We start from the raw sequence: 25,629 nt of genomic DNA, 5'->3' as shown, positions 1-25,629 counted from the left end.
TGCCTGCCCATCGCCCGGCCAGGTCGCCCGCCGCCCATCGCCCGGAGCAACCGTCCGCCCGTCCGCTACACGGGCCAGGCCGCCGCCAGCATCGCCCGGGTGTCCGCGAGGAGTTGGGGCAGCACCTTGGTGTGCCCGACCACCGGCATGAAGTTGGTGTCACCGCCCCAGCGCGGCACGACATGCTGGTGCAGATGCGCCGCGATCCCGGCCCCGGCGACGCCCCCCTGGTTCATCCCGATGTTGAAACCGTGCGCCCCGGACGCCGTGCGCAGCGCCCGCATCGCCCGCTTGGTGAACTCCGCGAGCTCCGCGGTCTCCGCCTCGTCCAGCTCGGTGTAGTCCGCGACGTGCCGGAACGGCACCACCATCAGATGCCCGCCGTTGTACGGATACAGATTCAGCACCGCATAGACATGCTCACCGCGGGCGATCACCAGACCGTCCTCGTCGGACTTCTCGGGGATCGAGCAGAACGGGCAGCCGTCGTCGGCCCCGGGGCCGCTCGGCTTGTTCTCACCCTGGATGTAGGCCATCCGGTGGGGCGTCCACAGGCGCTGGAAGGCGTCCTGGGTCCCGACTCCGATCTGCTGTTCCGGCTCGCTTGTCATACGGGCCAGCATATTGCGTCGCCCCTTGGCAGCGTGTCGCTGGGGCGGAGGTCACCGGGCGCTCGGCGATGCTGAAGCGGTGGACAGACGACAGCGGCTGCACCAGTGGGAGCGCGCCGCCGAGCCCGGTCTCTTCGCCGCCTCCCTGCTCTTCCTCGCCGCCTATTCCGTCCGCGTCCTGGTCCCCGGCCTCTCTCCCACCTGGCATGCCTTCTGGGCCGTCGTCACCGCCGTGACCTGGGCCGCGTTCATCGCCGACTATCTGGCCCGGCTGCTGCTCAGCGACCATCGGCTGCGCTTTGTGCGCCGGCACTGGCTGGACCTGGTGGTGACCGTCCTGCCCCTGCTGCGGCCGCTGCGGATGATCGACACCTACGACCGGGTGCAGCGCCGCCGCGACCATCCGCGGCTCGCGCTCGAAGCGCGGGTGATGACCTACACCGGCCTCACGGCCCTCCTGCTGGGGTATGCGGCCGCCCTCGCCGTCTACCACGACGAACATCACGCCCCGCACGCCGATATCCGCACCTTCGGCGATGCGGTCTGGTGGGCCGCCTCCACCCTGACGACCACGGGCTACGGCGACGCCACCCCCGTCACCCCGCGCGGCCGGGTGATCGGGGCGGGCCTGATGTTCGCCGGGGTAGCCCTGGTCGGCGCGGTGGTCGGCTCGTTCTCGTCCTGGCTGGTGCGGCGCTTCCGGCAGGACGGGGACACCTGAAAAAACGGGGACACCTGAAAAACGGGCGGCCCCGGGGAGCGGGCGGCTCCCCGGGGCCTTGCACCGGTCAGGGCGGGCGTCACACCTGGACGCGGCGCTCCACGATGTCCAGGATCTCGGCGATCGCCTCGTCGCGCGGGATGCCGTTCTTCTGCGACCCGTCGCGGTAGCGGAAGGACACCGCACCGGCCGCCATGTCCTCATCACCGGCGAGGATCATGAACGGGACCTTGCTCTTCTGGGCGTTGCGGATCTTCTTCTGCATCCGGTCCGACGACGCGTCCACCTCGACCCGCAGCCCCTTGGCCCTCGCCTGCCGGGCGAACTCCTCCAGGTACGGAACGTGCGCATCGCCGATCGGGATGCCGATCGCCTGCACCGGGGCCAGCCACGCCGGGAACGCGCCCGCGTAGTGCTCCAGCAGCACGCCGAAGAACCGCTCGATCGAACCGAACAGCGCGCGGTGCAGCATGACCGGCTGCTGCTTGGAACCGTCCGCCGCGGTGTACTCCAGGCCGAACCGCTTGGGCTGGTTGAAGTCGACCTGGAGGGTCGACATCTGCCAGGACCGCCCGATCGCGTCCTTCGCCTGCACCGAGATCTTCGGGCCGTAGTACGCGGCGCCGCCCGGGTCCGGGACCAGCGGAAGGCCCTGCTTCTCGGCCGCCTGGCGCAGCGCCTCGGTGGCCTCCGCCCAGTCCTCGTCCGAGCCGATGAACTTGTCCGAGTCGGGGTCGCGGGTGGACAGCTCCAGCTCGAAGTCGGTCAGGCCGTAGTCGCGCAGCAGGTCGAGCACGAAGGTCAGGAGCGTGTCGAGCTCCTGGGGCATCTGCTCCTTGGAGCAGTAGATGTGCGAGTCGTCCTGGGTGAAGCCGCGCGAGCGGGTCAGACCGTGCACCACGCCGGACTTCTCGTAGCGGTAGACCGTGCCGAACTCGAAGAGACGCAGCGGCAGTTCACGGTAGGACCGGCCGCGCGACTTGAAGATCAGGTTGTGCATGGGGCAGTTCATCGCCTTGAGGCGGTAGTTCTGCCCGTCGAACTCGATCGGCGGGAACATGGCCTCGCCGTAGTGCGGCAGATGCCCGGAGGTCTCGAAGAGCCCCTGCTTCGTGATGTGCGGGGTGTTCACGAACTCGTAGCCCGCGTCCTCGTGCCGGCGGCGCGCGTAGTCCTCCATCACCTTGCGGACCACGCCGCCCTTGGGGTGGAAGACCGCGAGGCCGGGGCCCAGCTCGTCCGGGAAGGAGAACAGGTCCAGCTCCGCACCCAGCTTGCGGTGGTCGCGCTTCTCGGCCTCGGCGAGGAACTCCAGATACGCCTTGAGCTCGTCCTTGGTCGGCCAGGCGGTGCCGTAGATGCGCTGGAGCTGCTTGTTCTTCTCGCTGCCGCGCCAGTAGGCGGCGGCCGAGCGCATCAGCTTGAAGGCGGGGATCACCCGGGTGCTGGGCAGGTGGGGACCGCGGCACAGGTCCTTCCAGCACAGCTCGCCGGTCTTGGCGTCGAGGTTGTCGTAGATGGTCAGCTGCCCGGCGCCGACCTCGGCGGAGGCGCCCTCGGCGGCGTCCGCCGCGGAGCCCTTGAGGCCGATCAGCTCCAGCTTGTACGGCTCGTCGGCCAGCTCCTCGCGGGCGGCGTCGTCGCTGACGGCCCGGCGCGCGAACTTCTGCCCGCGCTTCTGGATCTCCTGCATCTTCTTCTCGATGCGCTTGAGATCGTCCGGGTGGAAGGGAGTCTCGACGTCGAAGTCGTAGTAGAAGCCGTCCTTGATGGGCGGGCCGATGCCCAGCTTCGCCTCCGGGAACAGCTCCTGCACGGCCTGCGCCATCACATGCGCGGTGGAGTGCCGCAGGATGTTCAGACCGTCGTCGGAGGTGATCTCGACCGGCTCGACCTCGTCGCCGTCGGCGATCTCGTAGGCCAGGTCCTTCAGCTCCCCGGCCACCCGTGCGGCGACGATGCTGCGCTCGCCCTGGAAGAGGTCGGCGGCCGTAGTGCCCGTGGTCACCACGCGTTCTTCCCGCTCGGAATCGCGTTGGACGGTCACACGGACGTCTGACACCGGTCTCTCCTGACTCATGTCTCTTTCACGTCAGCGATTGCTGCGCAGGCGAATCGTACCGAGCCACCCGACCCGACCGCGAAACGGATTCCGGTGCCTGTGGACAACCTCCCTTTTCACGCGTCCTCCCCTGCTCGCTCCTCCCCCTGTTCACTCGTCCCTGTTCACTCGTCCTCCCTGTTCGCCCCTCCTCCCGGTTCAGTCCTCGCCGCCGCACGCCTCCTCGAAGACGTCGAGATTCTCCTGGAGCGATTTGAGCAGCCGGTCGCGCTCCGCCTCGTCGACCTGTACGGGGGTGACCTCGCGGCCCCCGGTGATCCGCCGGAACCCGCCCCGGCTCTCCAGCCGTCCGCTGACCTGGATCGGCAACCCGACCAGATGGGCGTGCCCGGCGATGCGGTAGTCCTCCTCCCCCAGCGCGGCCCTCACCTGCACCACATCCGCCCCGGCGATCACCCGCAGCCGCACCGTTCCGGGCCCCTCCGGCCGCTCCCGCCGCAGCCGGACGACCGCGCCGGTCACCCGCACCGGCAGCGAGGGCTCGTCCCGTACGTAGCGCTGGGCGGCCTGCTGGAGCGCGGGCAGATCGCCCGGCGAGAACTCCACCGGCTCGGGGCGGGGTGCGAAGCCGGCCGGGGTGCCGGCGGCGGGCGACCACTCGACCGCGATGCGCACCCCCTCCGCGTCCCGCACCAGGGCGATCAGCGCCTGCGCCAGCTCATGGCAGACGCCCAGCTCGACGGCGGCGTCGAAGGCTTCCGTCCGGCCGGTCGCGCGCTGGTAGTCGGTGGCGTCGCGGGCCGCGTGCAGCGCCCGTTGGAGGGCGGCGACGGCGCCGCGCCCGTCGCGCACGGGGACGAAGGCGGCCAGCCGGCTCCCGGCGGACACCGGGCCGACCAGGACGTCGGCCAGAAATCCCTCGGCCCGCCGTTTGTGCCGGGCGCCGTAATACCCGGCCCGCGCGTACGTCCCCAGGGCCCCGGCCATCAGCATCGAGCGGGCCGCGCCGCGCAGCCGCTCCTGCGCCACCCAGTGCGCGGCGGCCGAGCCGTCGTCCGGGATCTCCCGCTCCCAGCGCACCTCGTCGCTGGGCACCGTGAGTCCCATCAGCACCTCGCGGGCCGACGGCGCGGCGCTGTGCGCCAGCGCCGCCAACGCCTCGGCGAGCAGCTCGCCGCTGTCGGGGAAGCGGCGGTCGTGCGGCACCAGCAGGCTGGCGCCGGCCGCCCCACCGGGCGGCGTCCACCGGGTGTAGTGGCCGGCGGCCCCGCCCCGGCGCCGCCAGCCGTGCCGGGCGAGCAGCGCGGCGAGCACCCCGGGGTCGAGCTGCGCGGGATCCGGCGGCCGCAGGTCGTGGTCGTGCCCATAGTGGTCATCGGTCGGCCGGTACATCAGGGTCTCCCTCCCGCCCCGACCCGCGTCATGATCTCCACGAGCGCTCGGTCGTCGAAGATCCGCGTGGTCGGAATCCGCACAGTGGTCCTGCGTCGGCCGGTCACGGGGTGTCCGGCCAGATTGATCCAGTAGCAGCAGTGGCGCAGTTCGAGGCGGTCGTGGCCGGCGTGCAGCCAGTCGTCCTGGGTGCGGGGCACCAGCATCACGACCAGGATCTTGTGCACCGATACGGGCGTACGGGCCAGCTTCACCAGGTGGTCGTTGTCGAGGGTGAAGGCGAAGGTCGGGCCCGGTGGGCGGGGGGCGGTCTGGTAGGTGCATTTGAGCTGCACCTTGATGGTGACCTCGTCGTCGACGGTGTGGTCCGGCGCGGCGTGGCTGACGTGCCAGTCGATTCCGTTGTCCGGGAAGGGCTGCGCCAGCGAGCACCCGGAGGCGGCGGCGACCGCGTGCAGATAGCCCACCTGGAGGGTCTCCATGCAGGCAGTCATGGCGAGTGCGCCGCGCTGCGGAGTGATCCGCTGAGCGCCCGGCTCCGGCTGCGCGAGTGTCATCGCGGGGGCCTTCCGGGCTGTGCCGATCGATGCGTGGGCTGGCGGGCGGCCGGATCCGGAGGCGGCCCGTCCCTGTGGTTGTCTCCGTGTCAAGTGGGCGTCAAACAACGACGGTTCGAGAACCGGTCCGCTCGGGTATCACCAGCTCGGATGGCCCGTGTCGTCATCCGCCCCATCGATGCGAGGAGTTGGGATGATGCCGCCCTGGTACGACGGTCCGCTTGCCGCCTTCGACACCGAGACGACGGGCATCGATGTCGAGCACGACCGCATCGTCTCCGCCGCCCTGGTGGTCCAGGAGACCCCGCGCTCCGCCCCGCGGATCACCCGCTGGCTGATCAATCCCGGCGTGGAGATACCCGAGGCGGCGACCGCGGTGCACGGTCTGACCGCCGACCATCTCGCGCTGCACGGCCGCTGGCCGGCGCCGGTGCTGGAGGAGCTCGCGCGGGCGCTGGCCGCCCAGTCGGTGGCCGGCCGCCCCCTGGTCGTGATGAACGCCCCGTTCGACCTGACCCTGCTGGACCGCGAGTTGAAGCGCCATCGCGCCAGCTCGCTGGGCGCCGCGCTGGGCTCGCATCAGCTGTGCGTCCTCGATCCCCGGGTGCTGGACAAGCACCTCGACCGCTACCGCAAGGGCCGCCGCACCCTGACCGATCTGTGCGCCCACTACGAGGTCGAGCTGACCGACGCCCATGAGGCCGCCGCCGACGCCGTGGCCGCGCTGCGGGTCGTACGGGCCCTGGGCCAACGCTTCGCCGCCCGGTTGGAGGGACTGCAACCGGGCGATCTGCACACCCGCCAGGCGATCTGGCACGCCGCGCAGGCCCGTGGGCTCGAGGCGTGGTTCGCCCGCAGCGGCACCCCCGAGCCGGTCGATCCCCATTGGCCGCTGCGGCCCGCGCTCCCCGCGGCGGCCTGAACGGACCTCACCCCTTTTTCGGCCATACGGAAAATGGCCGAGGCGCGGCCCCTTCCCGGACTTCCCCGCCCCGTTTCCACGAACCCGTGCCAATGCACCCGGGCCAATGCACCTGTGCCAGCGCACCCGGACCAACGCGCCCGTTCCAACGAAAAGGACCGGGCCGCCAATTGGCGGCCCGGTCCTTGATCCCGGTGGGCGATACTGGGTTCGAACCAGTGACCTCTTCGGTGTGAACGAAGCGCTCTCCCACTGAGCTAATCGCCCGGGTGTCTGCGGGTTTCCCTCGCGAACGAGCAGAACAATACAGCCCGTCGCGGCCTTCCATCAAATTCCTGTGACCGGGCCGCCGGGCCGGGGCCGCTCAGCCCCGGGCCAGCCAGGCGGCCAGGCCGCGGCGCCCGCCGCGCATCATCAGCGCGTGGTTGAGCCGGAACAGCGGACGCCCCGGCAGTGCCAGGCAGCGCAGCAGCGGTTTGCAGACCTCGACGTCCTGCTCGAAGAGCACCCGGGTCCCGCCGTGACCAGGGCGGATCGTCCAGCGCGCCCAGCCGCCCAGGTCACCGCGGAGCGTTATCTCCAGCACGCCCGCTCCCGGATCCCGCATCCGCTCGGTGGCCACGACCGACAGCTCGTACGGCAGCCGGCTGCGGAAGCGGGCCAGTCCGCTGTGCTCGTCGAGGGGGGTCACCTCGCGCACCTGCGGCCACCAGCGGGGGTAGGACTCGGCGCGTTCGAGGACGGCGTAGACGACGGCGGGCGGGGCGGCGAGCAGCCACTCGCTACGGAAGCGGTAGCGGTGCAGTCGGCTGGACCAGGCTGGCATGATCCCAGTGTGCGCCCCGCGGCGACGCGGGGGCCCAAATACCGCAACGACCCGGAGACTTCGTGTCTCCGGGCCGCATGCCGGGGTGGGCGATACTGGGTTCGAACCAGTGACCTCTTCGGTGTGAACGAAGCGCTCTCCCACTGAGCTAATCGCCCGGCGCACGGCCAACATTACCGCACGTCGGCGGGCCCTTCTGACCACATACGGGTCACTGGCCGACGTGCCACGGCAGGACCGGTCCGAACTTTGCCACATAGGCCGCCAGCAGCGCGGCGATGATCACCACGCCGATGGTCGTGAGAATGATGTTGCGGCGGCGCACTTTCGGGTCGAGTGCTTTCTTCGCCGCCTCGGTGACCTTTCGTTTGGTCCAGCGCAGTACCAGCTGGGCCCAAACGAATTCGGTCGCCCAGAGCGCCATACCGGCGAAGATCACCAGCCAGCCGGGGCCGGGCAGCGGCAGCATGATCACGCCGGCGACCACCACCGCGAGGCCGAGGACGAAGACCGCGACCTGCCAGCTCAGGTGCAGCGTGCGGGAGCGCCGGATGAAGCGCGGCGCCCGCGAACCGAGCGCCGGACCGGTGCCCTCGCCGGTGTCCTCCCCGTCACCTCCCGACCCCCCGTCACTCTCCGTATTCATGGATCCAACGTACCGGACGCACTCGCTCCGCTGAATTACCGCCGAGGACGATCCTGCAATCCGCCGTAAGAGGTACGTGAAGCCACCCAAAACCGTCAGAGGGGTTTACAACGGCACCGTAGGTGGCATGTCGATTTCGCCGACGTGCGAATCCCCGAGCGCACACTGAGCGAAAGGCCCTGGCGCTTATGAACACCACGGTCAGCTGCGAGCTGCACCTGCGCCTCGTTGTGTCGAGCGAGTCCTCACTGCCTGTACCCGCGGGCCTGCGGTATGACACGGCCGATCCTTATGCCGTGCATGCCACCTTCCATACCGGAGCCGAGGAGACCGTCGAATGGGTTTTCGCCCGCGACCTCCTCGCCGAGGGCCTGCACCGGCCCACGGGCACCGGCGACGTCCGCGTTTGGCCGTCCCGGAGCCATGGTCAGGGTGTGGTCTGCATCGCCCTGAGCTCTCCGGAAGGCGAAGCCCTGCTGGAGGCCCCGGCGCGGGCTCTTGAATCCTTCCTGAAGAGGACCGACGCCGCCGTACCACCGGGTACGGAACACCGGCATTTCGATCTCGACACCGAGCTTTCCCACATCTTGGCGGAGAGCTGAGACGCACCACAGCCGCCCACCGCAACCACCCGCTCACACTTGCGACCGTCCGACTCGGGGCGACGGCGCAGGACCGACAAGTTCATACGCACGCTCCGGCGCCGTCGCCGCGGACCCACCGCGGAGGCGGCGCCCAGGCTTGTTCGAGGCGCTAGAGTCGGCGACCATTCGGCAACGACACCGGGGGCGGCGCCCGCCCGCTCCCCACTCGGCCAGGGAGCGGAACCGTGCTGATCACCCATGACACCCGGTGCGCCCTCGATGCCGTGGTCGATCTGCTGAACACCGCACCGGAGGGCGAGGCGCCCGGCGCCCCGGACACCCTCCCCGGCCTCCCGGCGCTCGAGGAGTTCGTACGGCGCCACAACATCAGCGATGTCGGCATCCTCGGGGAGGCCGACCTGCGGGCCGTACGGGAGCTGCGCGCGCGGCTGGCCGAAGTCTTCACCGCCCGGGACGACCGCAAGGCCGCCGAGCTGCTGAACGCGCTGGTCGCCTCCGCCGGCACCACCCCGCAGCTGACCGATCACGACGGCTACAACTGGCACGTCCACTACTTCGCACCGGGCGCCTCGGTCGCCGACCATCTGGCCGCGGACGGCGGGATGGCGCTGGCGTTCATCGTCGTCGCCGGGGAGCGCGAGCGGCTGCGGCACTGCGAGGCACCGGACTGCCGGCACGCCTTCGTCGATCTCTCCCGCAACCGCTCCCGCCGCTACTGCGACAGCCGCACCTGCGGCAACCGGCTGCATGTGGCCGCCTACCGGGCCCGGCAGCGGGATGCGGCCGGCTGAGCGGTCGGGCGGCCGCCCGACCGCGCCGGCGGCTCACAGGATGTAGAGGTCGTGTACGGCGCCGAGGAGCAACAGAAAGCCGATGACGGTCAGGAACAGCATCAGCGGGGGCTGGGACAGCGCGAACAGGCAGCCGCGCGTTTCGGGGGCCGGGGCGTTCTCCCGGGCCAGGGCGCACTCATCGTTCATCTCGCGCGCATCATGGCGCAGTTGATCGTCTCCCTGCTCCCAATATCCGCTTCAGCAGGGGGAGTTCATCAGATCCCGTGTTTTTTCAGGATCGCTTCGATGTCCGAGAAGTCATCCTTCGGTGCGCTGCTTGCTCCCTTGGTCTTGGCTTTCGCGGCCTCCTTCGCGGACTGCCGGTCCGCACCCCGGCCGGCGGTGAGGGAGGGCGCCGAGGCGGCCGGCGCCACCGCACCCGCTCCGGATGCCGCGGCGGCCTTGCGCTCCTTGCGGCTGCCTATGCCGCCCCGGCGGCGCTCCACCGTCCTGCCGATCGCGAGCAGGAGCGCCGAGAGAGCAAGCAGGCCGAAACCGGCCCAGACCGTGGGCTTGAAGACGATATTGGTGACCCAGTCGATGACGCCCGTCATCACCAGGCCGATGGGGATCAGCGAGAACGCCGCGATCCGCAGCGCGGCCAGGAACCGCTTGCGGTAGGCCGTGATCGCGGCGATGCCCAGGCCCGCCGCCGACACCGCGGCACAGACGGTCGAGGTCAGCATCCGGTCCTCCTGCCAGTGAATGGTCGAACGGGGATGACCGGCCCGGTCATCCGCTCCCTTCCATCCTGCCCTCTCCGCCGCCCGAACGGACATGTTCCGCCCGGTCTTCAGGGACATCTCAGGGTCGGCTCGGGGTCGGCCTCCTCCCCAGGTGCCGGTCCTGCTCCCCAGGTGCCGGTGCGGCCCCGGCCGGGGGTACCTCCGGGTGTGCGGCGGCGGCGGGCTGGAAGACTGACCCCATGAACGACGCCACCTCCGCCGGCCCCACCCCTCCCCCGCCCGTCCTCGACGTGTGGTGCGAGTTGCAGTGCCCGGACTGCCATGCCGCCCTCGACGACCTGCGGGCGCTGCGCGAGCGCTACGGCGACCGGCTGGACATCCGGCTGCGCCACTTCCCGCTGGCCAAGCACAAGCACGCCTACGCCGCCGCCCAGGCGGCCGAGGAGGCCACCGAGCAGGGCCGGGGCTGGCCGTACATCGAGGCGGTGCTGGCGCGTACCGAGGAGCTGGCCAAGGGCGGCGAGAAGCTGCTGCTGAAGGTGGCCGGGGAGCTGGGGCTGGACGCCGAGGAGATGGACACCGCGCTGGTCGACGGGCGGCACCTGCTGATCGTCGACGCCGATCAGGCGGAGGGCAAGGCCATCGGCGTGACCGGCACCCCGACGTATGTGATCGGCGGCGAGCGGCTGGACGGCGGCACGAGCCAGGAGGGGCTGCGCGCCCGCATCGAGGAGATCGCCGACCGGCTGCTGGCCGAGCGCTCCGCCGGGCAGGACTGAGCCGCCGGGGGCCGCCGCCTGGGGCACCGGAGGCCGCCTGGGGCACCCGGAGGACAACAGGGGCACCAGACCCGCCCCCGGTCGGGCCCACGGCCTCCAGCGACGCCCTACAGGATCGGCTTCCACAGCTCGTACGCGGTCGGCCGGTAGCCCAGCGCCTCGTACAGCCCCAGCGCCGGGGCGTTGTCCGCGTACACGGTGAGACCCAGCACCGGCCGGCCCGCCGCGAGGCACACCCGCTCGGCGACGAGCATCAGCGTGCGACCGTGGCCCCGGCCGCGATGGGCGGGATCCACCCGCACGTCGACGACATAGCCGCCCGGATGCCCGGGGATCTCCACCGCGAGCCAGAGCGTGCCGACGTCCACGCCGTCGTGCCGCAAAATGCGCAGCGCATGGCCGTGGGTGTCGGGGCCGTCCGGGAGCATCTCGGCGTGCCCCTCGTACGACGCCCGCTCGGCCCGCTCCCGGGGCACGCCCAGACCCGTCTGCACCCGGATGTGCTCGGCGATCGCCGCCGCACGCCAGGCCGGGTACTCCGCCGCGCCCATCCGGCGCTCCCGGCTGCCCTCGGGCAGCTCGGGCGGCGCGTCCAGCGCCTTGGTCATCCTGCGGCTGCGCTCGGTGTAGCCCAGGGCGGCGGCCAGGCGTACGACGGCCTCGGAGGCTGCCGGGACGGTCACCTCGATCTGCCGGCAGCCCCAGCCGCGCAGCACTTCCTCGGCGGCCAGCGCGGCCACGGTGGCGCGGCCGCGGTGCCGGTCGGGGCGGTCGATGTCCAGCGCCTCGATCCGCCCGGCGACCGGCCCGAACCGGGCGTCGGTAGCCAGCCGGATCCCGCCGACGCGGCGGCTGTTGACGCAGACGTCGTACGAACGGGCCCGGCCCCCGTCCTCATGGCGTGTCTCGGGTCCCGATGGACGCAGCGTTGTGGTCACGGGGACTTCCTACCCTGCTGCCGCGGGCCGGTCACCACCGGGACATCAGCGGTGTCTCACCGGGGATCGGTGTCCGCGGCCGCCTGCTCGTCGAAGATCCGCATGGCCTCGGCGGTCACCGGGCCCGGCCGCTCGGCCAGTTGGCGCCCGTCGATCCGGGTCACCGCCTGCACATCGCGCAGGGTGGAGGTCAGGAAGATCTCCTCGGCGCGCTCCAGAACGTCCAGCGGCAGATCGGTCTCCTTGGCGCCCGCCCAGGTGACCGTCAGGGCGCGGGTGATGCCGGCCAGGCACCCGGAGTGCAGCGGCGGGGTGTGCAGCTCGCCGTCCAGGACGACGAAGACATTGGAGCCGGTGCCCTCGCAGAGCTGTCCGACGGTGTTGGCGAACAGCGCCTCGGAGGCGCCCAGTTCGCGGGCGCGGGCGAGCGCGACGACGTTCTCGCCGTACGAGGTGGTCTTCAGACCCGCGAGCGCACCGCGTTCGTTACGGGTCCAGGGGACGGTGATCGCGGCGGTGGTGTCGGGGCGGCGGGGCGCCTCGGAGACCGCGATGACCAGCGTGGTGCCGTCGTCGCCGCGGTCCGAGCCGAGCGGGGAGAGCCCGCCGGTGTAGGTGATCCGCAGCCGGCCGAGCGCCACCGGGTTGGCGTCCAGGACGGCCGTGCAGCCGCGGCGCACCTCGTCGAGATCGGGCTCCGGCAGGCCGAGGCCCCGGGCGGAGGTGGCCAGGCGCTCCAGGTGGCGGGTGAGGGCGAAGGCACGTCCCCGCTCGGCCTTGACGGTCTCGAAGACGCCGTCGCCGACCGTCAGCCCGTGGTCGAAGACCGAGACGCGGGCACCGTCGGCGTCCCGCAGTCCCCCGTCGAGCCAGATCCTCATCGTCGTCCTCCGCTCACTTCGTGCACCCCCGACGCTACCGCGAGCAGCCGTTCCGCCTTCAATTCGGTCTCGGCCCACTCCCGCTCCGGGTCGGAGTCCCAGATGATGCCCGCGCCGGCGCCGAAGCGCAGGACGGGGCCGCCCGGTGCGGCGCGGTCGATCCAGAACGTCCGGATGCCGACATTGAGCTCGCCGGTGCGGCGGTCCGCGTCGACCCAGCCGATGCCGCCGCAGTACGGGCCGCGGGGCGCGGTCTCCAGCTCGTCGATGATCCGCAGCGCGCTGGACTTGGGCGCTCCGGTGACGGAACCGGGCGGGAAGGTGGCGGCCAGCAGATCCGCCCAGGCGCTCGCCTCGTGCGCCCCGTCCAGTTCGCCGCGCACGGTGGAGACCAGGTGGACGAGGCCGGGGTGCGCCTCGACGGCGCACAGCGCCGGGACGGTCACCGTGCCCGTGGCGCAGACCCGGCCCAGGTCGTTGCGGACCAGGTCGACGATCATGACGTTCTCCGCCCGGTCCTTCCCGGACAGATCCGCGGCCGTCCGGCCGGTCCCCTTGATCGGCCCGGACTCGACCGTACGGCCCGTACGCCGCAGGAACAGCTCCGGAGAGGCGGAGGCCACCTCGACGCCATGGGCGGGCAGCCGCACCGTACCGGCGTAGGGGGCGGGGTTGCCGTGGGCCAGCACCGCGGACAGCGCGTCCACATCACTGCGCGCGGGGTCGGGCAGCGGCGCGGACAGCACCCGGCAGAGGTTCACCTGATAGACCTCGCCCGCCGCTATGTAGTCCCGCACGCTGCGCACCCCGGCGGTGTAGGCGTCGCGGTCCATGGAGCTGTGCCAGTCCGCGCGGGCGGGGCCGGCCCAGCCGCCGGGGGCGGGCTCGTCGACGGGGCCGGCGGGCCGTACGTCGCCGAAGCGGGCGCAGACCACACCCCCTTCGAAGTCGGCGACGACCGCCCACCAGCCCGTGGAGTCCAGTGCCGCGGGATCGGTGGTGACATCGCGCAGGTCGGTGGCTATCAGGCCGCCGAAGCGGGCCATGGGAGGGAAGTCGCGCACGTCAGTGAGTCTATGGCGGGGGGACCGACAGCGGACCGGGCCGAGCGAGCAGCGCAGCACGCTGCACAAACGCGTTTTTGTACTGGCCCCGGAATCCGCTAGAGTTCAACACGTCGCCGGGACGCGGAAGCGCCCCGGAGGCCAGGCAGCTCCCGGACGTGGTCCGGGGGATGCATCTGCGGACGTAGCTCAGTTGGTAGAGCACCACCTTGCCAAGGTGGATGTCGCGAGTTCGAGTCTCGTCGTCCGCTCGATGTGGGGGATCTTCCCGAACCCCCTCACTCCTGGTGGAGTGGCCGAGAGGCGAGGCAACGGCCTGCAAAGCCGTCTACACGGGTTCAAATCCCGTCTCCACCTCCAAGGACGATTAGCTCAGCGGGAGAGCGCTTCCCTGACACGGAAGAGGTCACTGGTTCAATCCCAGTATCGCGCACGCAGCCGGGGATCTTCGGATCCGTGGTCCCGAGGACGATTAGCTCAGCGGGAGAGCGCTTCCCTGACACGGAAGAGGTCACTGGTTCAATCCCAGTATCGTCCACACCCGAAACCGAGGGCCGGAGCACTTCGCTCCGGCCCTCGGCTTTTTGTGGCCGAAACCGGACCGCAGCCGAAACCACCGCACAAGCGTGATGGCCGGGCATCTCCCCAGATGCCCGGCCATTCCTGCCGTCCGCCGCACCCCCGTCCCCACGGGGTTGACCGGAAGTCCCTGTCCCGGGCCGCTCTCCCAGGACCGGGGCGCCGTTCAGCGCCCCAGGATTCCGGCCACGGACGACGCCTGTGTGACGACGGCATCCCAGCCGCCGAAGACCACGGTCAGGAGAACCGCCAGCGGCACCGCCATCGCCACGGCGACGAGGGGATGGCGCCTGCCGGGCCTACGGCCGCCGGCCGTGCGCCATGAGGTCTCCGCCATCGCCCCACTCCTGTCGTGTCTGGGGCGGCGGGCGTCTGACCTCGGGGGACGAGTGCGCCGCCCGCCGCGTGAAGACCACATTAAGCATCCGGCGGCGCCAGGGCGTCATGCCGTCGTACCGCTTCCGTGGCCTCCAATGGGATGACGGCACACCATCCGGCGTACTCCGCTGGGTGGAGAGGGCCGGTGGAGCAAGCGGGCGGAGGGTGCGGCGGCAGCAGCGGGGCCCGGACCTGGGGCTCCCCGAGGAACCACCCCTTTCCGGGTGACTTCGCTCACTTCGGCCACCGCCCTGCACACCGCCGTCCCCACACTTCGCCCGGCTCTGCCCGCCACCACGGCGTACGCCCCGGAGGTGTCCCCGGCATCCACGGCTCTCCCGGCCCGGTCACCTTTCGTTGCGTCAAACTCCGTTCCGTGACGGATCATTGAGCTCTCGCACGGGAAGTCGGGCCGCACCGCGGCCGGTTGCGTCCCGCTGCTGAAGGATCCCGCCCGCCACCGACAATCCACTTGCCGACGCATGCGCGGCCTTAGCGCACAGCGAGCCGTCAATCCGTAAGCTGTGCCACGTCAGACGGTTGGCAGCGGGGTGGGGCCTCCCCACCACAGGCAGGGGACGACGGACATGGCGATGATGCGGCTCCGACGCGAGGACCCGCGTGTCGTCGGGACGTTCCGGCTGCACCGCCGGCTCGGCGCGGGCGGGATGGGCGTGGTCTATCTCGGTTCGGACAAGCGCGGGCAGCGGGTGGCGCTGAAGGTGATCCGCCCGGATCTGGCGGAGGATCAGGAATTCCGGTCGCGGTTCGCCCGCGAGGTGTCGGCGGCCCGGCGGATCCGCGGCGGCTGTACGGCCCGGCTGGTCGCGGCCGATCTGGACGCCGACCGCCCCTGGTTCGCCACCCAGTACGTCCCCGGCCCCTCGCTGCACGACAAGGTCAACGAGGAGGGTCCGCTGTCCCCGGCGGAGGTCGCCTCCATCGGGGCGGCGCTGTCCGAGGGGCTGCTGGCCGTCCATGACGCGGGCGTGGTGCACCGCGATCTGAAGCCGTCCAACATTCTGCTGTCGCCCAAGGGCCCGCGGATCATCGACTTCGGTATCGCCTGGGCGACGGGCGCCAGCACACTCACCCATGTCGGTACGGCGGTGGGATCGCCCGGCTTCCTCGCGCCGGAGCAGGTGCGCGGTGCGGCGGTGACGCCGGCGACGGACATCTTCGCGCTGGGGGCCACCCTCGCGTACGCCTGCACCGCGGACTCGCCCTTCGGGCAGGGCAGTTCGGAGGTCATGCTCTACCGCGTCGTCCATGAGGAGGCGCAGCTGGCCGGGGTCCCGGATGCGCTGGCGCCGCTGCTGGCGACGTGTCTGGCCAAGGATCCGGCGGACCGGCCGAGCACCCTGTCGCTGTCGCTGCGGCTCAAGGAGATCGCGGCCCGCGAGGCGCACGGGCTGTCCGGCGATCCCGCGGAGGGCGGCGCGGGCTGGGAGCGGCTGGAGCGGCGGCCGGCGGGGCAGCGGGCCGAGGAGTACGCACGGCAGCGCACCGAGCGGCGGACGGGGGGCACTCCGACGCCGCGGCCGCCCGGCGCGCGTCCTCCGGCGCCGCGCGAGGCGACCTCGCGGCCGTCCGGCCCGGGACCGTCCTCGGGCACGGGAGGCACGCACGGGCCGCACGGGACGAAGGCCGCGCACGGCGCCAAGGGCACGAACCCGCGGACCGGCGGCGGGCGGGGCGGGGCCCGGGTCCCGGCGGCCCGGGGCACGGGACGCAACGGGGCGCGCACCCCGGTCCGTACGGGATCGGGCCGCCGCCCCGGCCCCGACCGCCGGCTGCTGCGGCAGCGGGTGATCGTCTTCGTGGTCGTGACGCTGCTGGTCGCGCTGGGCATCGCGGCGGCCCAGGGCTGCCAGGGCCCGGCCCGTGGGCTGGGAGAGCGGCGGGCGGTGACGGTGGCGGGCGTCGGCGTCCCTGACGGGGGCTCCGAGCGGATCCTCTAGCGGGGGTTCCGAAGGAACTTCCCGGACCGGCTGCGAGGGTGACCGGCTCGGTGTCGGCCGGGCCGTGGTGTCAGGGGTGTGGGGCAGCGCCGCCGCTCGGGCCCTTTGCTCTTCCGAACTTCCGTGCGGCCAGGCCGAAGAGCAGACCGCCGATCAGGAACCAGGGATTCCACAGCGCCAGCGTCCACATCCGCTGTTCCGGGCTCACGTGGACCTCCTGGCCCGCCGTGTCGGCCAGCAGCAGCGCCTCGACGGCGATACCGCGGGCCAGCAGCACGGCGCAGGCACACCACCCCAGAACCCTGAGCGTCCGTCCGAACAGGCCACGAGGCCGCGGTCGGGCGAGGAGCCATCCCAGCACGCCGGCGACAAGGCACAGCAGCCCCACACCCCACAGGCCCACCGCCACGAACCACCCGGGGCGTGTCTCGGCCAGAGACCCCGCCGAGACGCTCAGGCCCCGGCTGCCGCCCAGCGCCCAGTAGAAATGCAGCGCGGCGAAGGCGACCGCCCAGGTGCACGCGATACGCCCCCACAATGCGGGTGTTGTCGTGTCCTGCGGATCCTCGTACGCGGGGGTCTGGGGGCGGCTAGGCACGATCGGCCGTGGCCACCGCGTAGAAGGCGACGGCGGCGGCCGCGCCGACGTTCAGGGAGTCGACGCCGTGGGCCATGGGGATGCGGACCCATTCGTCGGCGGCGCGCAGGGCGCCCGTGGTCAGGCCGCCGCCCTCGGCGCCGAGCATCAGCGCGGCGCGCTCCAGGGTGTGCGGGGCGGCCTCGGCGATGGGGGTGGCCTTGTCGGAGGGGGTGAGGGCGAGGAGTTTGAAACCGGCTTCCCGTACGGCCGCCAAATCGCGGGGCCAGCTCTCCAGGCGCGCGTACGGGACGGAGAAGACCGCGCCCATGGAAACCTTCACCGAGCGGCGGTAGAGGGGGTCGGCGCAGTCCGGGGAGAGCAGCACCGCGTCCATGCCCAGGGCCGCCGCGCTGCGGAAGATGGCGCCGATGTTGGTGTGGTCGTTGACGGCTTCCATCACCGCGATACGGCGGGTGCGGGCGAGGAGTTCGGTGGCCGTGGGCAGCGGTTTGCGCTGCATGGAAGCCAGGGCGCCGCGGTGGACGTGATAGCCCGTCACCCGCTCGGCGAGGCCGGGGCTGACGGCGTAGACCGGGGCCGGGACCTCGTCGATGACATCGCGCATGACGTCGACCCACTTGGCGGAGAGGAGCATCGAGCGCATCTCGTAGCCGGCGTGGAGGGCGCGGCGGATGACCTTCTCGCCCTCGGCGATGAACAGCCCTTCGGCGGGCTCGCGGCGGCGCCGCAGCTCGACGTCGGTCAGGCCGGTGTAGTCGGCCAGCCGGGGGTCGTCCGGGTCATCGACGGTGATGATTTCTGCCACGGGGAGATCGTGCCTTGTCGGTGTGGAGGTGCCAAGGGCGGGGGCGGGTTGGCGGGGCGCGGTTACTTGGGCGGGCCGGGCGGGGCGCGGTTACTTGGGGGTGGCGGCCGGGCCCACGGTGACGACGTCGCCGATGACGATGACCGCGGGGGGACGGACGCCCTCGGCCCGTACGGTCTCGCCCAGGGTGGCCAGGGTGGCGTCCACGCGGCGCTGGGTGGCGGTGGTGCCTTCCTGGATGACGGCGGCGGGGGTGTCGGCGGGGCGGCCGTGGGCGATGAGGGCGGCGGCGATGGCGCCGCTGTTCTCGACGCCCATGAGGACGACGAGGGTGCCGCGGAGCCGGGCGAGGGCGGGCCAGTCGACCAGCGAGCGCTCGTCGTCCGGGGCGACATGGCCGCTGACGACGGTGAATTCGTGGGCGACGCCGCGGTGGGTGACGGGGATGCCGGCGGCACCGGGGACGGAGATGGTGCTGGAGATGCCCGGGACGACGGTGCAGGGGATCCCGGCCTCGGCCAGCGCCTGGGCCTCCTCCATGCCGCGGCCGAAGACGAACGGGTCGCCGCCCTTGAGGCGGACCACGGCCTTGCCGGCCTTGGCGTGCTCGATCAGGGCGTTGTTGATGGCTTCCTGGGCCATGAAACGGCCGTAGGGGATCTTTGCGGCGTCGATGACCTCGACGTGCGGCGGGAGCTCGGCCAGGAGGTCGCGGGGGCCGAGGCGGTCGGCGATGACCACGTCCGCCTCGGCGAGGAGGCGGCGGCCGCGGACGGTGATCAGATCGGGGTCGCCGGGACCGCCGCCGACCAGGGCCACGCCGGGGGTGTGCGGGCGCCGGTGGTGCGGGGCGGCGAGGCTGCCGTCGCGCAGGCCCTCGACGATGGCGTCGCGTACGGCGGCGGAGCGGCGCGGGTCCTGGCCGGTGAGGACCGCGACGGTGACGCCTTCGCTGCGGCCGGTGGCCGGGGTCCAGGCGGTGGCGGCCTCGGCGTCGTCGGAGCGTACGCACCACACCCGGCGGGCCTCGGCCTCCCGGGAGGCGGCGGCGTTGGCCTCCGGGTCGTCGGTGGAGATCAGCGCGTACCAGGCGCCGTCGAGATCGCCGTCCTGGTAGCGGCGGCGCTCCCAGCGGATCTCGCCGGTGTCGGCCATCGCCTCGACGGAGGGGGTGGCGGAGGGGGAGATCAGGAGGACGTCCGCACCTGCGGCGATGAGCGAGGGGAGGCGGCGCTGGGCGACCTGGCCGGCCCCGAGGACGACCACGCGGCGGCCGGACAGCCGCAGTCCGACGGGGTACGCGGCGTGTTCGACGACATGCTCGGCCATGGTGATACGGCTCCTTGTGCGGTGGTGCGAATTCGACGACCGGCTCAGTCGCTGCGGCTCTGGAGCAGCTGGTGAGGTGATACGGACGGCGCGGGGCGGCTGGTGAGCGGTACCGCCCCGGCCCACAGCCTATGGGGCTGCGGGCCGGGGGTCATGCGGGGGCGGCCGGTACGGGCCACGGCCCGGTCGGCGCTCCGTCGCTCAGCGCTGCTCGGTCGCTCAGCTCTTCTCCGTCACTCCGGCGGAGTCGAAGGTGGCGACTTCGTGCATGGCGCGGGCGGCGCTCTGCACCACCGGGAGCGCCAGCAGCGCGCCGGTGCCCTCGCCGAGGCGCAGGTCGAGATCGATCAGCGGGCGCAGACCGAGTTTGGTCAGCGCCGCGACATGGCCCGGTTCGGCGCTGCGGTGGCCGGCGATGCAGGCGGCCAGCGCCTCGGGGGCGATGGCGCGGGCCACCAGGGCGGCGGCGCCGGCGCTGACGCCGTCGAGGAGCACCGGCGTCCGCAGCGAGGCGCCGCCGAGGATCAGACCGACGAGGGCGGCGTGTTCGAGGCCGCCGACGGCGGTGAGGACGCCGATGGGGTCGGACGGGTCGGGCTGGTGGAGTTCGAGGGCGCGGCGGACGACATCGACCTTGCGGGCGTGCGTCTCGTCGTTGATGCCCGTGCCGCGGCCGGTGACCTCGGCCGGGTCGGCGCCGGTGTAGACGGAGATCAGGGCGGCCGAGGTGGTGGTGTTGGCGATGCCCATCTCGCCCGTGAGCAGCGCCTTGTTGCCGGCCGCGACGAGGTCCCGGGCGGTTTCGATGCCGACCTCTATGGCCTTGAGGACGTCTTCCTGGGTCATCGCCGGGCCCTGGGTGAAGTCGGCGGTGCCGGGGCGTACCTTGCGCGGCAGCAGGCCCGGGGTGGCGGGGAGGTCGCCGGCCACGCCGACGTCCACGACGCACACCTCGGCGCCGACCTGGTTGGCGAAGGCGTTGCAGACCGCGCCGCCGCCCAGGAAGTTGGCGACCATCTGGCCGGTGACCTCCTGGGGCCAGGGGGTCACGCCCTGGGCGTGCACGCCGTGGTCGCCCGCGAAGATCGCGACGGCGGCGGGCTCCGGGATCGGCGGCGGGCACTTGCGGGACAGTCCGCACAGCTGCGCGGAGATGATCTCCAGCATGCCCAGCGCCCCGGCGGGCTTGGTCATCCGCTTCTGCCGCTCCCACGCCTCGCCGAGCGCCTTGGCGTCCAGCGGGCGGATGCCCTGGAGGGTCTCCTGGAGGAGGTCGTGCGGGTCCTCGCCGGGCAGGGCGCGGCGCCCGTAGGTCTCCTCGTGGACGACCCAGGACAGCGGGCGGCGCTTGGACCAGCCGGCCTGGAGCAGCTCGGGCTCCTCGGGGAACTCGTCGACGTAGCCGACGCACAGGTAGGCGACGATTTCGAGGTGCTCGGGCAGGCCCAGTTCGCGGACCATCTCGCGCTCGTCGAAGAAGCTGACCCAGCCGACGCCCAGGCCCTCGGCGCGGGCGGCGAGCCAGAGGTTCTCGACGGCCAGCGCGGAGGAGTACGGGGCCATCTGCGGCTGGGTGTGCCGGCCGAGGGTGTGCCGGCCGCCGCGGGTGGGGTCGGCGGTGACGACGATGTTGACCGGCGTTTCGAGGATGGCCTCGATCTTCAGCTCGCGGAACTGCTTGGCGCGGGCCTTGGGCAGCGATTTGGCGTAGGCGTCGCGCTGCGTCATCGCGAGCTGGTGCATCCGCTCGCGGGTCTCGCCGGAGCGGATGACGACGAAGTCCCAGGGCTGGGAGTGGCCGACGCTGGGGGCGGTGTGGGCCGCCTCCAGGACGCGCAGCAGGACGTCGTTGGGGATCGGGTCGGAGCGGAAGCCGTTGCGGATGTCGCGGCGTTCGCGGATGACGCGGTGGACGGCGGCGCGCTCGGAGTCCTCGTACCCGGGGGCGGCGGCCTGGGGCTCGCCGTCCTCGGCCGGGGTGCCGGCGGGCTCGGCGTCGGGCGCCGGGGCCTGGTCGGCGGCCTGCGGCTGGTCGTCCGTGTCGGCCGTGTTGTCCGTGGGGTGCTCCTCGTTCCGGTCCGGGTCCTGGCTCTGGTCGCCCTGGGCCCGGTCCTGCTGGTCGTGCTCCTGTTCCTCGCCGAGCTGGACGAGTTCGGCGGGGTCCTGCTGGTGGGGGCGGTCCTCGGGGTCGGGGACCGGTTCGGCGGTCGCCTGGGCCGGGATCTGGACGGCGACGGGCCGCGGTGCGGCGGGGGCGGCGTCGGTGAGCGGGGCGGGGGCCTCGTCCACCGGGGGCGCGAGCTGCTCGGCGGCCTCGGCCTCCGGTGCGGCCGGGGCGTCCGTCGCGGCCGCACCAATGACGGCGTCGGCGGCGGGCGTTACCGGCTGGTGCTCGGCCGCGGGGTCGGCGGGGGTCTCGGCCGGTGCCTCGGCGGCGGGCTCGGCCGGGGCTTCCTGGCCCTGGGGCGCGGCCTGTTCGGCGGCCGGGGTCTCCTCGGCGGGCTGCGGGAGTTCGGCGGCCGGGGCCGGTGCCTCGGGCTGCTCTATGACGGGCTCTTCCGGGGGCGTGCTGTTCTCCGGGGCGGGCAGCGCGATGGGGCCCTGGGGAGCGGCGACGGCCGTCGGGGCGGCCTCGGGCTCGGCCTCGGGGGCCGCCTCCACGGGCGCTGCGGGCTCCACGGGCTGGAGCTGCTCGGCGGGCTGCGGCTGCTCGGCGGGCTGCGGGGCCGGGGCTCCGGCGGCGGACGTCGGCTCGGAGGCGGGCGTCGGCTCGGAAGCGGCCGGCTGCGCCTCGGCCGGGGCCTGGGCGGGGGTTTCGGCCGGGGTGTGGGCCGGGGCCTCCTGGACGGCGTCCACGGGGGCGGCGGTCCCGGGGGCGGCGGTCCCGGGGGCCTCGGCGACCGCAGCGGGCTCGGCAGCTACGGCAGCCGGTACGGCCTCCGGCGCGGGCGCAACGGCCCCGCCCTGCGGCTGGTCGGCCTGCGCGGCCGGGGCCACGGCCTCCTGCGGCTGCTCCTCGACGGGCGCCGCCACCGGCTGGGCCTGCTCGGGCGCGGCCGGAACCTGGGGCGTGCCGTCGCCGGCCGCGGGCGCCTGGGCCGGCGCCACGTCAGCTGCCGGACCGTCAGCCTCCTCGGCGGACTCGGCCACCGCGTCCTGTACCGGGACGTCTTGGACCGGAATATCCTGGGCCGGTACATCCTGAGCCGGTACGCCCTGAACCACTACGGCCTGGACCGGCACATCCTGCGCCGCCGCAGCGGTATCCGCGGCGGCCGGCATCGGCATCGGCTGCGCCTGTTCGACGGGCAGCGGGGCGTCCTCCGGGGCGGGCGCGGCAGCGGCGGGCGCGGCCGTTTCCGTGAGCGGGGCCGCGGCCGCCTGGGCCGATGCCTCGTCCCACGGCGGCATCTGCGCCGGGACCTGCGCGGGGATCTCCCCCAGCTGCGGGCCGGGCAACGGGCCCTGGCCGGCGGCGCCGTAGGACTGCTCGGCGTGGAGCTGGCCGTCGTAGGGCTGCTCGCCGTACGGCGGCATGGCCACCGGCTGCGCGGCCGGCGCACCGGCAGGCTGCTCGGCGGCGGGCGCGGCCGCCTCGGCTGGTACGGCGGTCTCGGCCTGGACGTCGAGGTATTCGGGCCCGGCGGCCGGAGGGCCCGCATGGCGGCCGGGGGCCGGTGACGGGGCGTCGGCGGGGCCGCGGTCGGCCAGCGAGCGGACCACGCCGCCGGTCGGGTCGGGCACCGGCGGGCCCATGTGCAGCGGACGGCGCGCGGGCTGCGGTGCGGCGGGCTGCGGGATGCGGACGGCGGTGAGGTCGTGCGCGCCGGAGTCCCGGCCGCCGCTCTCGTGGTCGCCGGCCGGGGCGGGCATCGGTGCGCCCTGCGCGGGCGCGGCCTGCTGCGGCATCGGCTGCGCCTGCTGCTCGCTCCAGGCGCCCTGGGCGCCCGGCATCAGCAGCAGATCGTCGTCCTCGACGGCGGCCTCGGCCCCTTCGAAGGGGTAGGCGTCCGGCTGCTGCGTCGATCCGGCGTCGGCAGGGGAAGGAACGGGTGCCGGCTGCGGCTGCCCGGGATGTCCGCCTGCGTTCTCCGGCTGTCCCTCGCCCGGGACCTGGCCGGTGTCGGTCATGCGTACCCCTCGCCCATGTGCTAGTGCTCCTTCCAACCGCTCGTGCGACGCGCTCGACCGGGACGCGCCGACGCCCCGATAGCGAGAACGAGCGAGCGCGCCGCGCGGCACGTCCGCCCTCTAGAGCTTTATTTTCCGCCAAAACCACGGGAATTTCCGGATATTGGCGTACTCACCCGAACGCGGAACAGCGGCGCAACGATCCGCCAGCCTACCTCCCGCGGGTTGCGTTCCAGGTCACGGGTGAGGAACGCGATAGCCGCTGAGCAGAAAGACCACGGAACGTTCACGTTCCACCCAGGCGGTGGTGTCCAGATCGACGGACTGGAGCAATGCACATTCGACGTCATATCCCCCGTCGGCGAGCGCCCTTCCGAGTGCTTCGGCCTCGTCGCGGGTGGCGGCGTGGGTGACGATCCGTTCGGGGCGGCGGTCGGCGCAGGCGGTGACGACGGCCGCTCCCCCGCCGCCGATGCGGACCACGTCCGGTTCGGGCAGGTCTTCGAGGATCTGCGGCGCGCGGCCGGCCACGACCTGGAGTTGGACGCCGTAGCGGCGGGCGAGGGCGGCGGTGCGGCCGCAGGCTTCGGGGTCGGCGTCCACCGCGATGACGGCCGCGCCGAAGCGTGCGGTCTCCACGGCGGCCGCGCCGCTGCCCGTACCGATGTCCCAGACCAGGTCCCCCACCTGCGGCCCGAGGCGGGCGAGTTGGGCGGTGCGCAGCTGGCCGGACTCGCCTTCGCCGAGGGCTCCGCCGTATGCGGCGGCCGGCAGGCCCCAGCCGCGGGGGCCGGCCGGGTGGCCGACCTCGTGGGCGGCGATCCAGCCGGTGCCCTGGGCGGCGGCACCGGCGGGTGAGCCGCCGATGACGATGACGACGTTGGGGTCGCGCCAGACGTGGTCGGCGACCCTGTCGGAGGTGAGGACCGTCACCCGTTCCCGGTCGGTGCCCAGTTCCTCGCAGATGACGAAGGTGCGGTGGACGCCGCCGAGCAGCAGGGCGAGTTCGGCGGGGCCGGCGCCGGGTGAGGTGAGGACGGCGACCTTGGTGTGGGCGCGGCAGACGTTGACCGCGCGGCGCAGATCGCGGCTGTGGGCGACGACGACCTGGGCGTCGTCCCAGGGCATGCCGGCGCGGGCGAAGGCGGCGGCGACGGAGGAGACGGCGGGCACCACTTCGACCTCGAGGCCGTATTCGGGGGCGCGCAGGGTGCGGACGACGCCGAAGAAGCCGGGGTCGCCGTCGGCGAGGACGACGGCGGTGCCGCGGTGCTGGGCGATGCGGCGGGCGGCGAGGGTGAGACTGCCCAGGCGGATGCGTTCGGCGTGCGGGGGGACTTCGGGCAGTGCGAGATGGTGGGCGGCGCCGGCCACGAGCGTCGCGGCGCCGAGGGCGGAGCGGGCGGCGGCGGTCAGTGCGGAGCCGTCCCATCCGATCACCGTGACCCGGTCGGCCATGCGCGTCAGTCTCCTGGGGCTGCTGGGGTGCGGGAGGGGGCGCCGTAGGTACCCCGCGGGGGTGTCCTCGCTGGTGGCGAGGGGTGCGGCGGGCCGAGAGTACCCCGTCGGGTACGGGCCGGGCGCGGCACGGGGTCAGTTCCACCCGGGGTAGGCGAATCCGTTGGCGTCGACCCGCTGGGCGGGTACGCCGTCGAGGTCCTCGGGCAGCAGGCTCCAGACGATCTGGTCCGTGCGGATGTCGGTCCAGCCGCCGTCCTCCGTACGGCTGCGGGCTATGCAGGCGTTGCGCAGCACTCCCTCGCTGATGCAGCCGATCTTCTGGGCGACCTGCTGGGAGGCGGTGTTCCCGGCGGCGGTGCGCAGCTCCAGGCGCTCGAACCCCTGGTCGTCGAAGAGCCACTGGGCGCAGGCGAGCGTGGCCTCGGAGGCGTAGCCCTCGCCGCGGGCCCAGGAGGCGATGATGTACGAGATCTCGGTGGAGCGCACCCGCCAGTTGGTGTTGCCCAGCTGGACGACGCCGACGAGGCGCTGGGTGAGGAATTCGCTGACCGCGAGGTCGAGTCCGCGGCCCGCGGTACGTTCGGCGGGGGCGTACCGGGTGACCCAGGTGCGGGCGGCGTCCCGGGTGTAGGGCTGGGGCAGCGCGGTCCAGGCGGCGACCAGCTCGTCGTTCATCATGTCGGCCAGGGCGGGGATGTCGTCCTCGTCGAGAGGTCGTAGCACCAGCCGTTCCGTGCTGAGGGAGATGTCCGGAAAGGTGGATGTCATGCCGCTGCTCCAACGCCGTTGGCTGTAGTGCTCCGGGCCGTCACGGGCCGCTGTGATGTGGGGTCACGTGAGGTCAGGGGCGTGTTGACCGTC

24 protein-coding genes and 5 tRNA genes are annotated in these 25,629 nt (G+C 72.9%); 9 read left to right on the top strand and 20 right to left on the bottom strand.

Annotated elements, in window-relative coordinates; translation table 11 throughout:
• Positions 1-65: 65 nt before the first annotated feature.
• Positions 66-623, bottom strand: coding sequence for an HIT family protein (locus SNA_RS12770; RefSeq protein ID WP_030067133.1), 558 nt, complete (start codon positions 621-623; stop codon positions 66-68).
• A 67-nt stretch (positions 624-690) separates the two neighbouring features.
• On the opposite strand from SNA_RS12770, the gene SNA_RS12765 reads away from it, so the two are divergent.
• Complete coding sequence (locus SNA_RS12765; RefSeq protein ID WP_030067132.1) at positions 691-1,332, top strand: potassium channel family protein; 642 nt, start codon at positions 691-693, stop codon at positions 1,330-1,332.
• Between the two features lie 79 nt (positions 1,333-1,411).
• Here the strand turns inward: SNA_RS12765 and thrS are convergent, their stop codons facing one another.
• The 3 genes from thrS to SNA_RS12750 all read right to left on the bottom strand — a co-directional run bounded on the left by thrS (position 1,412) and on the right by SNA_RS12750 (position 5,343).
• Positions 1,412-3,394: a threonine--tRNA ligase gene (gene thrS, locus SNA_RS12760; protein WP_037790911.1), complete on the bottom strand. Its 1,983-nt coding sequence runs from the start codon at positions 3,392-3,394 to the stop codon at positions 1,412-1,414.
• Between the two features lie 198 nt (positions 3,395-3,592).
• Positions 3,593-4,786 carry a hypothetical protein gene (locus tag SNA_RS12755; RefSeq protein WP_044365006.1) on the bottom strand — a complete coding sequence of 398 codons (1,194 nt, stop codon included), beginning with the start codon at positions 4,784-4,786 and terminating at the stop codon, positions 3,593-3,595.
• The gene (locus SNA_RS12750; protein WP_030067129.1) at positions 4,786-5,343 is read right to left on the bottom strand and encodes a DUF4365 domain-containing protein; all 558 of its coding nucleotides are present in this window, start codon (positions 5,341-5,343) and stop codon (positions 4,786-4,788) included. Before SNA_RS12750 ends, SNA_RS12755 begins: the two co-directional genes overlap by 1 nt.
• Positions 5,344-5,539: 196 nt before the next feature.
• Between SNA_RS12750 and SNA_RS12745 the strand changes: the two genes are divergently transcribed.
• A complete protein-coding gene (locus tag SNA_RS12745; RefSeq protein WP_030067128.1) occupies positions 5,540-6,265 on the top strand; it encodes an exonuclease domain-containing protein in 726 nt (241 codons plus the stop codon).
• A 195-nt stretch (positions 6,266-6,460) separates the two neighbouring features.
• On the opposite strand, the gene SNA_RS12740 is transcribed toward SNA_RS12745, so the two are convergent.
• The 4 genes from SNA_RS12740 to SNA_RS12725 form a co-directional block, all read right to left on the bottom strand.
• Positions 6,461-6,532, bottom strand: a tRNA-Val gene (locus tag SNA_RS12740).
• A gap of 97 nt (positions 6,533-6,629) precedes the next feature.
• Positions 6,630-7,091 (bottom strand): SRPBCC family protein, encoded by a 462-nt coding sequence (locus SNA_RS12735; RefSeq protein ID WP_044365005.1) that lies wholly within the window; start codon positions 7,089-7,091, stop codon positions 6,630-6,632.
• Between the two features lie 86 nt (positions 7,092-7,177).
• Positions 7,178-7,249: transfer RNA gene (locus tag SNA_RS12730), tRNA-Val, on the bottom strand.
• Positions 7,250-7,302: 53 nt separating this feature from the next.
• Complete coding sequence (locus tag SNA_RS12725; RefSeq protein WP_030067126.1) at positions 7,303-7,737, bottom strand: TIGR02611 family protein; 435 nt, start codon at positions 7,735-7,737, stop codon at positions 7,303-7,305.
• A gap of 188 nt (positions 7,738-7,925) precedes the next feature.
• Here SNA_RS12725 and SNA_RS12720 point away from each other — a divergent pair, with 188 nt between their 5' ends.
• The gene (locus SNA_RS12720) at positions 7,926-8,339 is read left to right on the top strand and encodes an SsgA family sporulation/cell division regulator (RefSeq protein WP_003959770.1); all 414 of its coding nucleotides are present in this window, start codon (positions 7,926-7,928) and stop codon (positions 8,337-8,339) included.
• A 227-nt stretch (positions 8,340-8,566) separates the two neighbouring features.
• A complete protein-coding gene (locus SNA_RS12715; protein ID WP_030067125.1) occupies positions 8,567-9,133 on the top strand; it encodes a CGNR zinc finger domain-containing protein in 567 nt (188 codons plus the stop codon).
• 33 nt (positions 9,134-9,166) lie between these two features.
• On the opposite strand, the gene SNA_RS43175 is transcribed toward SNA_RS12715, so the two are convergent.
• Both SNA_RS43175 and SNA_RS12710 read right to left on the bottom strand, forming a co-directional pair.
• Positions 9,167-9,322: a hypothetical protein gene (locus SNA_RS43175; RefSeq protein ID WP_198535026.1), complete on the bottom strand. Its 156-nt coding sequence runs from the start codon at positions 9,320-9,322 to the stop codon at positions 9,167-9,169.
• A 68-nt stretch (positions 9,323-9,390) separates the two neighbouring features.
• Complete coding sequence (locus SNA_RS12710) at positions 9,391-9,861, bottom strand: hypothetical protein (RefSeq protein WP_030067124.1); 471 nt, start codon at positions 9,859-9,861, stop codon at positions 9,391-9,393.
• Positions 9,862-10,100: 239 nt separating this feature from the next.
• Between SNA_RS12710 and SNA_RS12705 the strand changes: the two genes are divergently transcribed.
• Positions 10,101-10,640, top strand: a complete 540-nt coding sequence (locus SNA_RS12705) for a DsbA family protein (RefSeq protein ID WP_044364994.1) — start codon at positions 10,101-10,103, stop codon at positions 10,638-10,640.
• A gap of 107 nt (positions 10,641-10,747) precedes the next feature.
• On the opposite strand, the gene SNA_RS12700 is transcribed toward SNA_RS12705, so the two are convergent.
• From SNA_RS12700 to SNA_RS12690, 3 genes are read right to left on the bottom strand one after another with little or no spacing between them, the layout of a single operon-like run.
• Complete coding sequence (locus SNA_RS12700; RefSeq protein ID WP_044364993.1) at positions 10,748-11,578, bottom strand: GNAT family N-acetyltransferase; 831 nt, start codon at positions 11,576-11,578, stop codon at positions 10,748-10,750.
• Between the two features lie 56 nt (positions 11,579-11,634).
• Positions 11,635-12,459, bottom strand: coding sequence for an aminotransferase class IV (locus SNA_RS12695; protein WP_030067122.1), 825 nt, complete (start codon positions 12,457-12,459; stop codon positions 11,635-11,637).
• A complete protein-coding gene (locus SNA_RS12690; protein ID WP_078969874.1) occupies positions 12,456-13,505 on the bottom strand; it encodes a chorismate-binding protein in 1,050 nt (349 codons plus the stop codon). The genes SNA_RS12695 and SNA_RS12690 overlap by 4 nt, the downstream gene beginning before the upstream one ends.
• Before the next feature lie 196 nt (positions 13,506-13,701).
• On the opposite strand from SNA_RS12690, the gene SNA_RS12685 reads away from it, so the two are divergent.
• The 3 genes from SNA_RS12685 to SNA_RS12670 all read left to right on the top strand — a co-directional run bounded on the left by SNA_RS12685 (position 13,702) and on the right by SNA_RS12670 (position 14,061).
• Positions 13,702-13,774 (top strand) — tRNA-Gly (locus tag SNA_RS12685).
• 35 nt (positions 13,775-13,809) lie between these two features.
• A tRNA-Cys gene (locus SNA_RS12680) sits at positions 13,810-13,883 on the top strand.
• A 106-nt stretch (positions 13,884-13,989) separates the two neighbouring features.
• A tRNA-Val gene (locus SNA_RS12670) sits at positions 13,990-14,061 on the top strand.
• A 207-nt stretch (positions 14,062-14,268) separates the two neighbouring features.
• Here the strand turns inward: SNA_RS12670 and SNA_RS43170 are convergent.
• The gene (locus SNA_RS43170) at positions 14,269-14,439 is read right to left on the bottom strand and encodes a hypothetical protein (RefSeq protein WP_198535025.1); all 171 of its coding nucleotides are present in this window, start codon (positions 14,437-14,439) and stop codon (positions 14,269-14,271) included.
• 628 nt (positions 14,440-15,067) lie between these two features.
• On the opposite strand from SNA_RS43170, the gene SNA_RS12665 reads away from it, so the two are divergent.
• The gene (locus SNA_RS12665) at positions 15,068-16,441 is read left to right on the top strand and encodes a serine/threonine-protein kinase (RefSeq protein WP_044364989.1); all 1,374 of its coding nucleotides are present in this window, start codon (positions 15,068-15,070) and stop codon (positions 16,439-16,441) included.
• Between the two features lie 70 nt (positions 16,442-16,511).
• Here the strand turns inward: SNA_RS12665 and SNA_RS12660 are convergent, their stop codons facing one another.
• The 6 genes from SNA_RS12660 to SNA_RS12635 form a co-directional block, all read right to left on the bottom strand.
• On the bottom strand, positions 16,512-17,039 hold the full coding sequence (locus tag SNA_RS12660) for a DUF3995 domain-containing protein (protein WP_030067117.1): 528 nt from the start codon (positions 17,037-17,039) through the stop codon (positions 16,512-16,514).
• A complete protein-coding gene (locus SNA_RS12655) occupies positions 17,032-17,847 on the bottom strand; it encodes a TrmH family RNA methyltransferase (protein WP_030067116.1) in 816 nt (271 codons plus the stop codon). Before SNA_RS12655 ends, SNA_RS12660 begins: the two co-directional genes overlap by 8 nt.
• A gap of 90 nt (positions 17,848-17,937) precedes the next feature.
• A complete protein-coding gene (cobA, locus tag SNA_RS12650) occupies positions 17,938-19,176 on the bottom strand; it encodes a uroporphyrinogen-III C-methyltransferase (protein WP_030067115.1) in 1,239 nt (412 codons plus the stop codon).
• A 219-nt stretch (positions 19,177-19,395) separates the two neighbouring features.
• Positions 19,396-23,307: a nicotinate-nucleotide--dimethylbenzimidazole phosphoribosyltransferase gene (gene cobT / locus SNA_RS12645; RefSeq protein WP_044364988.1), complete on the bottom strand. Its 3,912-nt coding sequence runs from the start codon at positions 23,305-23,307 to the stop codon at positions 19,396-19,398.
• Positions 23,308-23,544: 237 nt separating this feature from the next.
• Positions 23,545-24,765 (bottom strand): precorrin-6y C5,15-methyltransferase (decarboxylating) subunit CbiE, encoded by a 1,221-nt coding sequence (gene cbiE, locus SNA_RS12640; protein WP_044364987.1) that lies wholly within the window; start codon positions 24,763-24,765, stop codon positions 23,545-23,547.
• A 135-nt stretch (positions 24,766-24,900) separates the two neighbouring features.
• Complete coding sequence (locus SNA_RS12635; protein WP_030066541.1) at positions 24,901-25,536, bottom strand: GNAT family N-acetyltransferase; 636 nt, start codon at positions 25,534-25,536, stop codon at positions 24,901-24,903.
• Between the last annotated feature and the right edge of the window lie 93 nt (positions 25,537-25,629).

This window comes from Streptomyces natalensis ATCC 27448 (assembly GCF_000935125.1).
In the GTDB taxonomy this organism is placed as follows: domain Bacteria; phylum Actinomycetota; class Actinomycetes; order Streptomycetales; family Streptomycetaceae; genus Streptomyces; species Streptomyces natalensis.
The sequence above is the reverse complement of the archived record's forward strand: the minus strand, read 5'-3'. Positions and strand labels throughout refer to the sequence as shown.